Annotated in this window: 14 protein-coding genes; 7 read left to right on the top strand and 7 right to left on the bottom strand. The window is 38.8% G+C overall.

The genetic code is table 11. The features are described from left to right. Positions 1-49 precede the first annotated feature (49 nt). The 4 genes from EWU22_RS01900 to EWU22_RS01915 all read right to left on the bottom strand — a co-directional run bounded on the left by EWU22_RS01900 (position 50) and on the right by EWU22_RS01915 (position 4,596). Positions 50-2,284, bottom strand: coding sequence for a xanthine dehydrogenase family protein molybdopterin-binding subunit (locus tag EWU22_RS01900; protein WP_130924183.1), 2,235 nt, complete (start codon positions 2,282-2,284; stop codon positions 50-52). Position 2,285: 1 nt separating this feature from the next. Continuing rightward, the gene (locus EWU22_RS01905) at positions 2,286-2,747 is read right to left on the bottom strand and encodes a (2Fe-2S)-binding protein (protein WP_130924184.1); all 462 of its coding nucleotides are present in this window, start codon (positions 2,745-2,747) and stop codon (positions 2,286-2,288) included. Between the two features lie 76 nt (positions 2,748-2,823). Beyond that, positions 2,824-3,672, bottom strand: a complete 849-nt coding sequence (locus EWU22_RS01910; protein WP_130924185.1) for an aldo/keto reductase — start codon at positions 3,670-3,672, stop codon at positions 2,824-2,826. Between the two features lie 9 nt (positions 3,673-3,681). After that, a complete protein-coding gene (locus tag EWU22_RS01915; protein ID WP_130924418.1) occupies positions 3,682-4,596 on the bottom strand; it encodes a helix-turn-helix domain-containing protein in 915 nt (304 codons plus the stop codon). Positions 4,597-4,762: 166 nt separating this feature from the next. Between EWU22_RS01915 and EWU22_RS01920 the strand changes: the two genes are divergently transcribed. The 7 genes from EWU22_RS01920 (at position 4,763) to madM (ending at position 12,670) form a co-directional block, all read left to right on the top strand. Then, positions 4,763-5,215: a nuclear transport factor 2 family protein gene (locus tag EWU22_RS01920; protein ID WP_130924186.1), complete on the top strand. Its 453-nt coding sequence runs from the start codon at positions 4,763-4,765 to the stop codon at positions 5,213-5,215. Between the two features lie 163 nt (positions 5,216-5,378). After that, positions 5,379-7,613 (top strand): xanthine dehydrogenase family protein molybdopterin-binding subunit, encoded by a 2,235-nt coding sequence (locus EWU22_RS01925; RefSeq protein ID WP_130924187.1) that lies wholly within the window; start codon positions 5,379-5,381, stop codon positions 7,611-7,613. Positions 7,614-7,800: 187 nt separating this feature from the next. Next, positions 7,801-9,375, top strand: a complete 1,575-nt coding sequence (locus EWU22_RS01930) for a carboxylesterase/lipase family protein (RefSeq protein ID WP_130924188.1) — start codon at positions 7,801-7,803, stop codon at positions 9,373-9,375. Positions 9,376-9,837: 462 nt separating this feature from the next. Next, positions 9,838-11,043 carry a helix-turn-helix domain-containing protein gene (locus tag EWU22_RS01935; protein ID WP_130924189.1) on the top strand — a complete coding sequence of 402 codons (1,206 nt, stop codon included), beginning with the start codon at positions 9,838-9,840 and terminating at the stop codon, positions 11,041-11,043. A gap of 58 nt (positions 11,044-11,101) precedes the next feature. Next, positions 11,102-11,491: a DUF7793 family protein gene (locus tag EWU22_RS01940; protein WP_130924190.1), complete on the top strand. Its 390-nt coding sequence runs from the start codon at positions 11,102-11,104 to the stop codon at positions 11,489-11,491. Between the two features lie 64 nt (positions 11,492-11,555). Beyond that, positions 11,556-11,915, top strand: a complete 360-nt coding sequence (madL, locus tag EWU22_RS01945; protein WP_130924191.1) for a malonate transporter subunit MadL — start codon at positions 11,556-11,558, stop codon at positions 11,913-11,915. Then, complete coding sequence (madM, locus tag EWU22_RS01950) at positions 11,915-12,670, top strand: malonate transporter subunit MadM (RefSeq protein WP_130924192.1); 756 nt, start codon at positions 11,915-11,917, stop codon at positions 12,668-12,670. The genes madL and madM overlap by 1 nt, the downstream gene beginning before the upstream one ends. Here the strand turns inward: madM and EWU22_RS01955 are convergent. The 3 genes from EWU22_RS01955 to EWU22_RS01965 form a co-directional block, all read right to left on the bottom strand. Continuing rightward, the gene (locus EWU22_RS01955; protein ID WP_130924419.1) at positions 12,663-14,138 is read right to left on the bottom strand and encodes an acyl-CoA synthetase; all 1,476 of its coding nucleotides are present in this window, start codon (positions 14,136-14,138) and stop codon (positions 12,663-12,665) included. The genes madM and EWU22_RS01955 overlap by 8 nt on opposite strands. Positions 14,139-14,280: 142 nt before the next feature. Further along, a complete protein-coding gene (locus tag EWU22_RS01960; protein WP_130924193.1) occupies positions 14,281-15,132 on the bottom strand; it encodes a DUF6671 family protein in 852 nt (283 codons plus the stop codon). Continuing rightward, entirely contained in the window at positions 15,132-16,103 is a 972-nt protein-coding gene (locus tag EWU22_RS01965; protein ID WP_317127074.1) for a sodium-dependent bicarbonate transport family permease, read from the bottom strand. Before EWU22_RS01965 ends, EWU22_RS01960 begins: the two co-directional genes overlap by 1 nt. Positions 16,104-16,252: the final 149 nt, after the last annotated feature.

Below are 16,252 nucleotides of genomic sequence, written 5' to 3' on the forward strand. Positions count from 1 at the left end.
AAAAAAGCCCATCCCTTTTACAAGGATGGGCTTAAATTCCCAATTTAGACTAGCCGATCTGATTCCCGAAAGGCTGCTTGTACAATCGCTTGCCCGTGGCTTTGTAAAGCGCATTGGCCATAGCTCCAAAAATTGGAGGGAATGGTGGCTCTCCCAAACCTGTTGGATCCGTTTCATTGGCCACAAAATGAACATCGATTTTCTTCGGTGCTTCATTGTGACGAATCATTCGATAAGTGTCAAAATTCTTTTGATTGGTACGTCCTTCCGTAAAGGTCAAATTGCCAAATAATGCATTGCCAATCCCATCAATCGCTGCACCTTCCGCCATATTTTTGGCTCCTTCTGGATTCACCACAACTCCACAATCCACAGCAGATGTAACATGATCAACAATCACTTGTCCATCTTTCACTCGTAAGTCGATCACCTGAGCCGCATAAGAATTATGGCAGAAATAAGCCGAAACTCCTCTCTTTTTATTAGCATTTTCTGGCTTGCCCCATCCTGATTTATCACGCACCAATTCCAATACGCCCATATATCGAGCTGCATCGTAATCATTGTTTTTACCCACTGGGTTATCCTTTGCACGTTGTAATAATTCCAAACGGAAAGCAATGGGATCCTTGCCCATGTATTCCGCTATTTCATCCAAAAACGACTGCTCCGCTGCCGCATTGAAGTTGGAACGAGGTGCACGGAAAGCTCCCACCGTGATGTTCGAAGGAATAGACCAACTTTCCGCCATGTAATTATCTAAGGCTCCCGCAGGAAAACGGTTCGCATGCAATGGTGATTCTGGAATTCCTCCCCCTTTAATGTGCATCGCCGTTAAACGCTTATTTTCATCAAAAGCCGCGCGATAAGTCAATTGGTAAGTAGGGCGATAAATACCACCACTCACATCATCTTCCCGACTGTAAACTAATTTGATAGGTGCGTTAGCTTGCTTGGAAATCAAGGCTGCCTCCACCATATAATGGCCATAAGCTCTACGACCAAAACCGCCTCCCATTCGAGCTAAATTAATCTCAATGTTTTCTTTTGGAATACCTAAACGTGTAGCAATGGTATTGGCTATGAAATCAGGTCCTTGAATAGGTGCCACAAACCTCACTTTGTTTCCTTGAAAATGAGCAAAGGTATTGGTAGGCTCCATGATATTATGCGCCAAAAAAGGTGCGGTATATGTGCGCTCAATGACATGCTTCGCCGATTCAAAAGCTTTTTCTGGCTCACCATCTTTGCGCTGAATTTGACCTGGTTTTTTATCCATGTCCAACATGTCAGCATAATGCTTTGTGGTACTCTCCAAGCCTCCTGGAACAATCGTTTCGCGGTTGTTCATAATCTCCTTGGTGTCTGGTGCATTTTCCCAAACCACATTCAGCTTTTTTCGCGCATTCATGACATCCCAAGTTGTCTTTCCTACCACCGCAATCACTTCATTGAACGAACGGGTATCAAACATGGCCAATTTTTGGGTAGGCTCATAAACCTGTATGGTGAATACATCCACAATCCCTGGCATTTTCTTGGCTGCCGTAGCATCATATGATTTTAAGCGCATACCAAAAGCAGGAGGTCGCTCAGTCATAGCGATGAGCATTCCAGCTTCTGTATAATCCATCCCAAATAAGGGTTTGCCATGAACAATCTTAGTTCCTTCCACATTTTTCTGTGGAGTCCCTAATAGCCTAAACCCTTTATTCGCTTTTAATACAATATCCTTCGGTACAGGTAATTTGGATGCCGCAGTAGAGAATGAGCCGTAACTTCCTGACTTACCACTGGCCGCATGTTTCACTTGGCCTTTGGAAGTTGTCAATTCCAAAACTGGGACATTCCATGCTTGACTTGCTGCAGTCAAAATCATTTGTCGAGCCGACGCTCCTGCTGTACGAAGTAGCTTCCAAGCAGAACGGATCGACTGGCTTCCTCCCGTAAACTGACGGTTAAAAAGCGCTGGATTATAACTGGCTTGTTCAACGACAATACTTTTAAAATCAACATCCAATTCCTCTGCAATTAGCATCGGTAATGAGGTCATAACATTCTGTCCAAACTCCGGGTTAGGAGAAAAAATCTTGATGACATTTTCTGGTGTAATTTTAATATAACTAGTCAATTCTTGCCAAATCGGTTCTACATTCAATGCCGACAAGGTTTCCTCTGGTTTCGCACTAGCCAACCAAGAGATTCCTAACATGAATCCACCACCCGAAAGCGAAGAAACTTTCAAAAACGAGCGTCTGCTGTACGTGTTGTCTGTCTTTTTCATATTATTTCTTGGCTGCTGCTTGTTGAATAGCTTTTTTAATACGCGTATAAGTTCCACAGCGACAAATATTACCCGACATAAAGTTGTCGATATCCTCCTCGCTTGGGTTGGGATTGCTTTTTAATAAAGCAGCCGCACTCATGATTTGACCAGATTGACAATAGCCACATTGTGCTACATCTACGTCCAGCCACGCTTTTTGAACTGGATGATCTGCCTTTTCAGCAAGTCCTTCAATGGTAGTAATATTCTGATTTGCCAATGATGATATGGGCAATTGACAAGAGCGAACAGCAATACCATTTAAATGAACGGTACAAGCACCACAGGAACCTACGCCACAACCATACTTGGTTCCTTTCAAATCTAATACATCACGAAGAACCCATAAAAGCGGCATATTTTCATCTACCTCAACGGTTTGGGGTTTCTTGTTAATCCGTAAAGTGAATTTCTTAATCATGGTTTGATATTTATAAAAAGGTGTACAAATGTATTCAATCAAAATGTCTAAAAATTACACAAATCAAACAATTCAATTATTCTATCTTCCTTGTCCCTAGCCATTTAACCATGGCTGGATCACGATGGTCAAAAAAGCTACTGACGTTCGTATCCAAAGTCTGAATCATCTCCATCTCCCCTTCCGTTAAACTAAAATCAAAAATTTGGAAATTCTCTATCATCCGATTACGGTTAACCGTTTTGGGGATGACAACAATGCCTCGCTGGGTAAGCCAACGTAAAATAATCTGGGCAATGGATTTTCCATGGGCTTGAGCAATAGAAGCCAACACAGGATTTTCAAACATCCCATTTTTACCTTCGGCAAAAGGCCCCCAAGATTCCATTTGAATCTGATGCTCTTGCAGAAATTGTTGATTTGCTATTTGCTGCTGAAATGGATGCGTTTCAACTTGATTGATAGCCGGAACAACCGCCGTATGATTCAGTAAATCTACGATTCGGTCAGGCTGAAAATTACTAACACCAATGGCACGGATTCGTCCTTCCTGATACAACTTTTCCATGGCGCGCCATTCTCCAAAAACATCTCCATAAGGCTGATGAATCAGATATAAATCGAGATAATCAAGCTGCAATTTTTTCATCGATTTATCAAAGGCGGCTAGTGCTCCTTCGTAACCCATACCTTGAATCCAAAGTTTGGTCGTGATAAATAGATCTTGGCGAGTTAATCCTGATGATTTAATGGCCAAGCCCACGGCTGCTTCATTACCATAAGAGGCGGCCGTATCAATGGATCGATAACCCACCTCCAAGGCCTCGCTAACGCTTTTTTCACAAGCGAATGCATCAGGAATTTGGAATACTCCAAAACCCAAGATGGGCATTTTTACTCCATTATTTAATTCAACAAATTGCATAAAAAATACTTAGTTCAAGTGACGAAACTGCAATGGGGTATTACCAACATGCTGTTTAAAAACCCGGGTAAAATGCTGTGGATATTTAAACCCTAAATCATGCGCTATTTCATTGATGGATTTTGCTCCATCAAAAATGCGCTCTTTAGCCACATCAATTAATTTATTTTGAATCAATTCCTTGACCGATTTTCCCGTTTCTTTTTTAATCAAATCACCGAAATAATTGGGAGATAGGTGTAATTGATCCGCAAAATAAGCCACGGATGGTAATCCCAAATTTTGAGGTTTCTCCGACAAAAAATACGTATTTAACAACTCTTCAAACTTGGCCAAAATACCTCGATTGACATGTTCTCTCGAAATAAATTGTCGATCGTAAAATCGTTCGCAATAATTCAAGAACAGCTCAATATTAGCCGTAATCAATTTCTTGCTATGCTTATCCACCGTTTGATTTAATTCAAATTCAATCTTGGATAGACAATCCAAGACCACTTGTCTTTCCGCATCAGAAATGTGCAATGCTTCGTTGGATTGATAACTAAAGAAATGATACAAAGGCAGCGCTTTGGCTAAATCAGTCCCATGAATCAAATCGGGATGAAAAATTAGCCCATGACCCTTAGGCTGATAAGGCACAGCTGGTACCTCCAATTCAGATACTTGACCTGGCGCAAAAAACACTAAAGTCCCTGCTTGGTAATCATAGGTATGGCGCCCGTACACGATATCCCCACATTTGACATCCTTCAAATAAATACAATACAAACCGTATTGAAATTTGACACGACTTACGGACTGACCCCAATCACGAAGATCCGCCTTAGAAAAATCAATAACGCTCACTAATGGGTGAAGTGTGGTATGATTATTGGCTGCGTTGTACTCGCTAATTTGGTTAAGTTCAATTACTTTTTCCATCATTTTCAAATTTGGCTCAAATGTAACTATTTCACTTATAGCTGATTCCACTTAGTAAAGGAATGAGTAAAAATGGTAGAAAATTCAGTAGTTTATCTACGTGCGTAAAAAATAATATTGGGACATTTGTTTAAAATTTCCACGTAAAATATACCATACTAGACACATGAAATCGACTATCCTAACATTCGTATTTGCCTTATTTTTCATTCAGATAGCTACGGCCCAACAAAGCAATGAAGAGCAAACTTTAATCAAACTTTCCAATGATAAATGGCAATGGATGTCTGACAAAGACGTCACTAAATTAGATGCCATATTTGACGCCAAGTCTAAATTTGTACATATGAGCGGAACATGGAAAAAGGATGAAGAACTTGACATCATCAAAACAGGCAGGATTTGGTATAAAAAAGCCACGGTAAAAGATACGGCTGTTGAAATATCTGGCAATACCGCCGTCGTATGGAATCGTATAACCTTAGATGCAGTAGTCCGAGAACAAATTGCCGTAACGGAGTTTACCGTAACCGAAGTTTACCAAAAAAATGGTCAAGATTGGAAGTTGTTAGCATTGACATTTAGTAGTGTACGTGATACCCATCAAATCAAGCATTAATCTTTGTTTCTCTGAATTTTAATGAAATGTGCATTTTCAGATTTAAACAATGTGGAAATAGCCGAGCTTTTATATAATTTCTTGAAAAATAAAGGGTTAAATTAAGCGTTCATGCATTTTATCTGTATATTTTTGATTCTATAAGATTAATCGCAGTGTAACCATGAAAAAGCAAAGCCACATTTCTCGAAGATCTTTTTTGCAATCTGCCGCTCTAAGCGGAGGAGGATTCATGTTAAGTTTTACCTATTTTTCTAGTTTTGCCTCCTCTGAAAATACCTCGAAAGCTATCCCAGGAACGCTCCATGAAATAAATGGTTTTGTAAAAATTACGTCGGATAATATCATTCAAATCATGTCGCCCAATCCAGAAGGTGGCCAAGGTGTAAAAACATCCATGCCCATGATTGTAGCAGAGGAATTGGATGTGAATTGGAAACAGGTGCAAGTCATTCAAGCGGATTTAGATACCAAACATTTTACTCGACAATACATTGGTGGAAGCCAAGCTATACATCAAGGCTGGAAACCCCTCCGACAAGCTGGTGCCACAGCCCGCCATTTACTGATGGAAGCTGCTGCCCAACAATGGCAAGTGCCAATTCAAGAAATTAGCACTTCCGCAGGAATGCTATTCCATAAAAAAAGTGGTAAATCCGCTAAATACGGCGATTTGGCAAGTTTAGCAGCTACTCTGACGGTGCCACAAAACATCGCACTGAAAGAAGTAAAAGATTTTTCCATTATCGGTAGGTCAAAAACAAACGTTGATTTAAAGAAAATTGTCACGGGAAAACCATTATATGGTATAGATACCCAAGTGAAAGGCATGCTCTATGCCATGATAGTCCATCCTCCTGCCTTTGGTCTTGAACTAAAATCAATCAACGATTCCGAAGCCCGTAAAATGCCCGGCATCAAAGATATTTTCCCGATTAAAATATTCAATGAAGGTTATGAAAAAACCTTTTTTGACACGGCTAGTTTCAACGAAGTCGTGGCTATCGTTGGCAATTCTACTTGGGAAGTCATGCAAGCCAAAAAAGCTTTACAAGTAAGTTGGCAAGAAGCAAAAGCCTATTCTCAACCTCGAAATATGCTTGGCCGCAAAATAGTGGAAAACGTGCCCGCTGGTCTAGAAAGTACGACTGTTCATGCTGCTAAAATGGCTGCTAAAAAAGACCAAGCAGCTACTGTCAGACGCAAAGATGGAGATGTGGAATCCGCTTTTAAAAATGCGACCAAAGTCATAGAGAAAACCTATTATGGCCCCTATTTGGCACATAACTGCATGGAGCCTATGAACTTTTTTGCTGATGTGAAGAAGGACTCCGCCCAATTAGCTGGGCCACTTCAAAAACCAGAATTAACAGAACAAGCTCTTTCTGCCAGAATAGGTCTTCCTCTCGATAAAATCAATATTCAAATGACCCGACTAGGTGGGGGATTTGGTAAGAGATCCTATGCTCATTGGATGATTGAAGCCGCATTGATTTCTCAAAAAGTACAAGCCCCTGTCAAGCTGTTGTATACTCGTGAGGACGATATGACTTCTGGGGTATATCGCTCTACGTATTCTGTTATCTATAAAGCCGCATTGGATGCTCAAAATAACCTGATCGCCTTTCATGTAAAAGCAGGAGGGATTCCTGAATCTCCATTGTATCCCAATCGCTTTCCAGCTGGGGCTGTAGATCATTATTTAGCAGAAGAATGGACCATTGATTCTAATATCACTGTGGGATCATTCAGAGCTCCGCGCTCCAATTTTATGGCTGCTGCTGAACAATCCTTTTTGGATGAAGTGGCTGAACTAGCAGGAAAAGATCCCATTGATTTTCGTTTGGAACTACTGAAACGTGCCGCCGAAAAACCCGTTGGGAAAAACAATGAATATGAACCAGAACGATATGCTGGAGTATTAAAATTAGTTCAAGAAAAATCGAATTGGAAAAACATTAAGTCCACAAAGAAAGTAGGCGTTTCAGCCTATTTCTGCCATGATTCTTATGCTGCTAATGTCATTGAAATAAAGATGAAAGATGGTATGCCCGTGATCGAAAAAGTGCATTGCGCTATTGATTGTGGAATTGTCATCAATCCTACAGGGGCACAAAACATGGTAGAAGGAGGCGTTGTGGATGGTATTGGTACAGCCTTGTTCGGGAAAATGACTTTGGATAAAGGAGTACCAGAGCACAAGAACTTTGATACCTACCGCATGATTCGCATGAATGAAGCGCCTAAAGCCATAGCTGTGCATTTTGTAAAAAATGAAATTGATCCAAGCGGTATGGGAGAACCTGCCTACCCACCTGTATTTGGAGCATTAGCCAATGCTCTATATCGGGCTACGGGTAAGCGACATTATAGCCAACCTTTTATTGATAATTTATAGGTCAATTTCAAAGTCATTAATCTATCAAAATCAACTTTATAGGGTATAAATCATTCCAATGGCTCGAAATAAGTATTGGTCTCTGGATGCATGATTAGTCGTTTATTTCATTTGAATATAACTACTTCCATAAAAGAAATAGTTTTGGTAAATTCAATTACATTAAGCCACAAAACCATCCATTCACATGAAAAAACCTGTTCTATTTTCCTTCATTTTCCTAATTACTTATTTCTTTGAAATACAATCCACATTAGCCAATGAACCTGTGGGCTTAACGGTAAAATTAACATCAGGTTACATTCAGGGAAAATCAGAAAAAAGTGGAATTAAGTCTTTTAAAGGTATCCCATTTGCAGCTCCACCTGTTGGTAATTTACGCTGGAAAGCTCCTGCGCCTGTCGTGGCTTGGGAAGGAGTAAAGTCATGTCAGGCTTTTGGACCCAGTGCTATTCAAGCGCCACCTGCACCATTTTATATGTGGTCAGAAGAATTTCTGATTCCTAAAGAGCCTATCAATGAAGATTGTTTATACCTCAATATATGGACGAATGCGAAAAAAACAACAGATAAAAAGCCTGTGATCGTTTGGATTCATGGTGGAGGTTTTTCTTCAGGAGGGGCATCTGTTCCTATTTATGATGGCGAAAAATTAGCCGCCAAAGGTGTTGTCTATGTGAGCATCAATTACCGTGTGGGTATTTTTGGCTTTTTTGCACACCCAGAATTAAGTAAGGAATCTCCTATGCATGCTTCTGGTAATTACGGATTATTAGATCAAATCGCAGCTTTGAAATGGGTAAAATCCAACATTGCTAAATTTGGAGGAGATCCCAACAATGTGACCATTGCAGGCCAATCTGCTGGATCCATGGCAGTCGTTAGTTTAATCGCATCGCCATTGGCCAAAGGGCTTTTTCAAAAAGCCATCGCTGAAAGTGGTGCAGGCTTATTACCTAGAAATCCTTTGGTATCGAAACAAGCTTTAATTGGTCTTAAAGAATCCGAAGAACAAGGTAAAAAAGCGATGGAATCCATAGGCTTGCAAAACTTGGATCAAATGAGGGCTGTTCCAGCCGAAGAATTGCGAAAAAAAGCTTCGATGCGAAGTGGAGTCATTGTAGATGGGTATTATTTACCTGAAAGTATCGAAGTTATCTTTAATCAAAAAAAGCAAAACAAAGTCCATTTACTGACTGGATGGAATGAAGACGAAGGTCTCGTAATGGGACCTTATAAAAAGGCTGATGCATTCAAATCCGATATGGAAAAACAGTATGGAAAATATGCTTCCGAATTGTTAAAACACTATCCTGCCACCAATGATTCCGTTGCTGTCAATTCTCAAAATAGACTTTCTAGAGACTTAGTTTTTGGTGCTCCGAATTTTATACTTGCCAATCTGCATAGTGCTCAAGTCCATCCCGTATATGTATATCGTTTTACACGTGTAGTGCCAGCATATGGAGAATACAAAAAGTTCAAAGCATTTCATACGGGAGAGGTTCCTTATGCATTGAATACACTTCATTTGGTCAATCGTCCTTGGGAAAAAGAAGATTGGGAATTAGCCAATACCATGTCTACTTATTGGATCAATTTTGCCAAGTCTGGAAATCCCAATGTAAAAGGTTTACCAGATTGGCCAGCATTTAATTCTAAAACCTTAGAAATTCTTCAATTGGATAAACAGGTTGAGAAACGTAAAATCCCAGATGCAGCTAGTTTGAATTTCTTTTACCAACAGGTATACTTGAACTAAAGTATTCCGAAATAGTTGTCCATCTCCATAAACCAAAAATCCTTCCGCCATCAGCCAAAGGATTTCCAAACCTGTGTTCTATAAATTAAAATATGCTTTTGATGAAGGTGGGTAATAGATTCTTTAATTTCTTTTAGTTTGTTGATTTTGTGTAACCTGGTTAGGTACGTTATAATACACGTACAAATTTGATACAAATGGGCCCAAAGAAAAACTTTGGACTGTTCAATTTTGAGGATTTTGAACAAATTAAGGCCTATTTAGGGCAATATGATAAAAATGGTTTAGTGAAAAAAATAAAATGTTTACACTTGTTTTTCCATAAATTTTCAACTAGAAAACAAAGTCCTTGTAAAGAGAAAAACATATACATCCTTTTAAAAAATAGACTTAATACTTCTGCTTTCATACCTGAAAGAGAAAAATATATCTAGAAATTTGAAATTTCCATTTTAACTATAAATGTCCGATTCTCAATTATTTATATTTATTGTAATTGCTTCAACCATTGGCTTCATTGTCAGTATGATTTTGTGGTTTGGACAAAGTATATCCAACTTAGGTTCCAAACTGCTCGCCGGTATACTGTTAAGCATGGTCATCACTGCTTTAGGAAATAGCCTTGCGTTTACAGGGTTTTATATACACTACCCAGACTATTTTAAGGTATTTAATATGGTGACTTTTTGCATTGGTCCATTAACGTATTTGTATATACGAACTGTGCTCAACCAATCTTATCGTCTTTTCAAAAAAGATATTTTACTTTTCATTCCTGCCTTCAGTTACCAAATTCACCGACTGTCCTACGACTTACTTCCATATCAAGAGAAAATAAATTTTGTTAAAAAAGCATTAGTAAATAGAATGGAGTTTGTCAATGAGCCAGAAGGGTTATTCCCTCCAGGTTGGGTAGCCATATATCGCGTAACGGTCTTATTAGTGAGTATCATAGCTGCATTTTATTTATTGATTAATTGGCATAAAAAAATTTACACCCAAGGCCATCAAATTGAAAGAAACAAGCAGATTTACAAATTCCTTTGGGTAGCCATCACGCTATTGTTTTCAGGAACAATTATTGTATTCATTTTTACCTTTATACAGGTCTTCTCAGGACATTTTATGGCCCGATTAATCGTTTTTAGTGTGGCTTTGGAAATTTTATTAATCTGCGCTTATTTATTTGCTCAACCCAAAATTCTCTATGGAATGATTGGTTGGATACAATTAAGCGAACCTGTCAGATCCATTGAAAGTACGACTACAAACGGCAAGGAAGATGAGGGAGAATCAGAAGAAGATGTGACATATGTTAGCTACCATAATGGGAAAAACATATTGACATCCATAGAAAATCATTTCCTTCAAAATCATCCATTTACGACTATAGGCTATTGCCTAGCTGATTTATCAAAGGAAATCAATGTTCCTGCCTATTTAGTTTCTGCTGTAATCAATCAGGAATTTGATAAAAATTTCAATGAATTTATCAATGATGCCCGATTTGAATACTTAAATGTCATGCGTCAGGATGATCCTAATTTTGATAAATACTCCATTGAATATATTGGAACGGCCTTAGGATTTGGCTCTAGAACATCCTTTATAACGGCAGTCAAAAAGAGAACAGGATTATTGCCAAAAGAGTATTTATCAAGTATATAAATTCTTTGTCATTTTGATTGTCGAAAAAGGAATATATATTGAGTTTTATTCTTTTCTCATGATACATATTTCACAAAATATAGAAATCACATCTGGTAAAATTGCCGACTATTGGATTGAAGATGGAATACTTTTTTCCCGCTCAAAACCTGTGAAAAGAACTGTTTCTCTCATTCAAGAAAATATTGCCTTAGTGAAAGAAATTACCCAAAATAAGCCCATTCCACTATTGATTTATCTTTGTAAATCCCCTATCCCAGACAAAGCCACACGTCAATATTCCAAGGAGCAATTATCCAGCGTATACAGTGCCATGGCCATGGTTTCAGAACCAGGTTTGTCACAATTAATTATGAAAATGGTTTTCCAGTTCCAAAAGCCCCCCATCCCTATGAAAAGCTTCAGCAATGAGCTAGATGCCAAAAATTGGTTACAGCAATTTAAATAAGCACAAACATTTACTTATCGGTCATCCAAGAATTTATTATCTTCGTTTTTAAGCCCTCGTGATTATGCTCATTTATGGATTAGGATTACTTGCATTTAGTTACTTAGCTGGTCAATTATTTGGTGATTTTTTAGGTGAATTAATTGGCGTTCAAGCCAATGTGGGAGGTGTGGGTTTTGCCATGTTATTACTGGTTCTTCTCCATAATTATTTTCAAAAAAAGCAATGGGTCAAAGCCAACTTTGACGAAGGAATTGGATTTTGGAGTAATATGTATATTCCTGTTATTGTAGCGATGTCGGCTAGTCAAAATGCCTTACTTGCTTTCAATAAAGGAGTGCTCCCCATTGTAGCTGGTACACTCATTGTTATCATCGGCTTTTTGCTCGTTCCCATCATTTCAAAAATTAAAACCACTCCTTAATGAATCTTATTTCCTTTTTTGAGAAAAATGGTATGATCACCAGTTTTCTCATCATAGCTCTGATTATGTTAGTCGCTGAGCAAATTTCAACCCGACTTTTACGTAAAAAAATACCTGGCTCTGCCATTGCTATATTATTGGGTTTAATACTTGCCTATTATGGGGGCTTATTAACAGGTGGCGAAAAAGGAATTGCCGATTTAGCTTTTTTCAGCGGTTTTAAATTGGTAGGCGGCTCCATGTTTCGCGACTTCTGTATCGTTTCCACAGCTTTAGGTGTAAGCTTCCCCGTCATGTTACAAGCTGGTAAAGCAGGTATCATTTCCCTAGTACTTGGCTTAGTGGTATCTTTTGTGGTAGGAATCTGTGTGGGTTTAGCATTTGGATATCATGATGCAGAAAGCCTAGCAACCATTGGAGCTGGAACCTTAACCTTCATCGTTGGTCCAGTAACGGGTTCCGCCTTGGGGGCTAGCTCAGATGTGATTGCATTAAGTGTGGCTACAGGCGTCGTTAAAGCAATCGTCGTTACCATTTTTACCCCATTAATTGCGGCAAAAATAAAATTAGATAATCCACATTCGGCTATGGTTTTTGGTGGGATTATGGGAACTACTAGCGGTGTAGCGGCTGGTTTAGCTGCCACTGATCAAAAACTTGTTCCCTATGGTGCACTGACAGCCACATTTTATACTGGCTTAGGCTGCTTGCTTTGTCCAAGCGTCTTTTATTTAGCTTTAAAAGCCCTTATGTAAATAATACTTTTAAGTCGTTTTTCGTCACCTTGCCCATCGCATTACGAGGCAATTCTGAAAGAAATAAATACTTTCTAGGAACTCGATAAGCAGGCATTTTACTCCGCATAAAAGTATTCAATTCGTCTGAACTAACAGTTGACTTCAATACGACCACGGCAGCTACTATTTCACCCCATTCTTCATCAGGCAAACCTACTACGGAGCAATCTTCTACAGAAGAATGAGTTCTTAATACCTCTTCAATTTCCAATGCAGATAATTTATACCCTCCGGATTTAATGATATCCGTAGAGTTTCTACCTAAGATTCGATAATAGCCGTCCACTAATTCTGCGACATCTCCCGTCTTAAACCAACCGTCTTCGGTAAATGCTTCTTTGGTGGCAACTGCTTTTCCCCAATATTCCTTAAAGACTGTTGGTCCTTTTATTTGAATTTCTCCAGCTTCATCCTGAATAGGTTTATTGTCTTCATCGACTAACCTTACTTGTACACGAGGAAGAGGCATGCCAACATGTCCTGCCTTTCGTTCACCTTCATAAGGATTACTGATTGCCATGCCTATCTCTGTCATGCCATACCTTTCTAATAAACGCTGTCCACTCAATGTCTCCCATTTCTCCATCACTGAAACAGGTAATGCCGCCGATCCCGATATCATCAATCGAAAAGCTTTCATACATGTTTTTAATTCTTGTCTTTTTATCTCATCCAATGATTCCAAATAAGCAATCAGCTTGAAATAGATGGTTGGAACAGCCATGAATACATTCAATGCCCCTTGATTAAACCGAGCAAAGATTTCTTCGGCAGAAAACTGTGCTAAAAATTCAACCTTCCCGCCCACGTATAAAGTGGCCGAAATAACATTGATAATACCATGAATATGATGCAATGGCAAGACACATAAGGTATGATCATTGGCCGAATACTTCCAAGCTTCTACCAAAGATTTTATTTGGCTTTCAATACATAAATGTGTACTCAATACTCCTTTAGGTAAACTAGTGGTACCACTCGTATACAATATCATAGCTCCTCGATCCACATTTACTTCAGGTAATGAAATAGGATTTGATTCAGGCATTTCTTCCCAAACAATCAGTCGAACTCCTGCCTCTCGACAAAAGTCTGAGAGTAAGGAGGTAAAGTTAGCTGAACAGATGAACGTCTTGGCTCCTGTATCTTGAAGGATGTATTTGATTGATTCCAAAGGATGGGCTAGTGCTACTGGTACCGCAATCCCTCCTGCTAACCAAATTCCCCATTGAGAAGAAACATAGGAAAATCCTGGCTCCACCATATAGGCTACAGGAGATTGATTCAGGTCAGATTGATTTCCGAGCAATATTCCCGCTACATTTTCAGCATGGTCAATGAGTCTTGTATAACTATATGATTGAGTACCTGACAACAAAGCGGTAGATTCTCCAAATTTTTGAGCGTTCTTTTGAAAATATAACATCATCTTGGTTAGATTGGCCATTTATTATTATTGAATCAAAGAGATTCAATAGGCTTAAAATTAGAATAATTTTGCCAATATGCCCAAAGGAAAATGAAGGGAAGTTCTATTCGACCAATGGTATTAAAATAAATACTGATTTTTAAGGATTACAGTAATCGCAATACATGGGATCCTCTAAATAGTTAGCTGATGGGTATGGTTTTTCCTGCTCAAAGAAGCATTTTTGACATCGATAAATAACTTTCAAAATAGATTGAGTAGGGAGAAAACATTGGGAACATAATAGTCCACGCTGTACTTCCATGACTGAAAAACCAGGAAATGCACAATGTGGACAAAGAGAATTCATTTTATCCATTAACTGATATGTGAGTTTTTCAATCTGCCTCATTCGAGTCGGATTATTCATTGCACGCATATCTGTCTCCAATATGCAGGATCCATAACTTTTCAAAAATTTATCTACTAACTCATAGAGTCTACTTTCATCGTTAATTCCTTTCTCCATGTTGGAAAAATCTTCCCTACTTTTTTTAATGATTAATGCATGAGAGGGAAATTTAACTTGCTCTAAAAATGAAGGTAATTCATGTATAGCCTTAACCTCTTTCCAGTTAAAATTGGTCTCCGTACTGGTAACTTGTACGGAGATCTCTATTTCATTTTTACTATCCATGAACATCAGTAATTCTGTCCCTGCAGGAACGAACATAAGTTGAGGATGAGCACCAAATGACCCTTCAGAAGAAATGGCCACATCCACGCCGTGAATTTCCATTGCCATTTGACACTTCTCTCTAGCTGCCTGGATGTGACTTACATTTCTTTCTATCTCCCCAGAAAAGGTGCCCAGTAAATCTGTGTCGATTTGATCACTGGCGAAGTATTGAAACCCGAATTCCTTGTGAAGTAGTGGGCCTATTACCTCCTCTTTCCGGTGTTTAGTGGCAATAATCAAAGGCTTCCCTTGATAATAGGCTTTCCAATTCACTACTGAACCAATTGAAAAAAGATAGGCATGCCAATGGTGATATTAAAGGGAAACGTTACCCCTAAAGCCATTGGAATATATATTCCAGGATCAGCTTTTGGTGCCACCATACGCATGGCTGCAGGAACGGCTATGTAGGATGCACTCGCAGCCAAAATGGCAAATATCAGTCGATTCCCTGTATTATCTGTAATATAGTGACTCAAATAAGCCACCAAAGAGCCATTAAATAAGGGAAGCAATATGGCAAATAATAAAATGAAATAACCTTGCTGCTTAAATGCCGCAATCCTACTGGCTGCAACCATCCCCATATCTAATAAAAAGATGGCTAAAAATCCTTTGAAGATGTCAGATGTGAAATGCTTAATTCCTGCCGTTTGATTGGAATCGGAAACAAATCCAATTAGCAAACTACCCAATATCATTAGTACACTTCCATTAGTTAAGGAGTGTCTTAATGTTTTTTTCCAGTCAAATCTTTCTTTCTTATCTTCTTGTTTTTCAGAAGGGAATAAGCTCATCATTAGGAGTCCCATGATAATCGCTGGAAACTCCATGGAAGCCATGACGGCTACCATTTCACCACCAAACTTTAAATGATTCATTTCCAAAAATGCGACGGCCGTTACAAAGGTCACGGCACTAACTGAACCATAAGATGCCGCTATAGCACCAGAATCATATGAATTAAGCTTGGTTCTTAGAATAAAAAAGGAATATATCGGGATGATACTAGCTAAGCCGAAACCAAAGGCTAAACTTTTGACGATTTCGCCTGTTACACCTGCGGCAGCTAATTCTGTGCCGCCATTAAAGCCAATTGAAAATAAAAGATAAAGAGCAATAAAACTTTTAGAAGCAGCAGGGACTTCTAAATCGCTTTTGAAAAATTTGGCCAACATGCCCAATATGAAAAAGAGTAAGGTTGGATTTGTTAAGTTAAAAATGAGAAGTTCGAAATTGATCATGGATTTTTAGGGGCTTAAACGGGTTCTTGTAAAATTCTAAGTAGGTTCAATTCTATAAAAATGGCACTTGCAATACTCAGTTTATCGAATGCCGGGTCGTCACCAATTTTTATTAGATAGAATAGAATTGCAATGGAAATAAGATGAAG

It is taken from the genome of Aquirufa nivalisilvae (assembly GCF_004307455.1).
In the GTDB taxonomy this organism is placed as follows: Bacteria; Bacteroidota; Bacteroidia; order Cytophagales; family Spirosomataceae; genus Aquirufa; species Aquirufa nivalisilvae.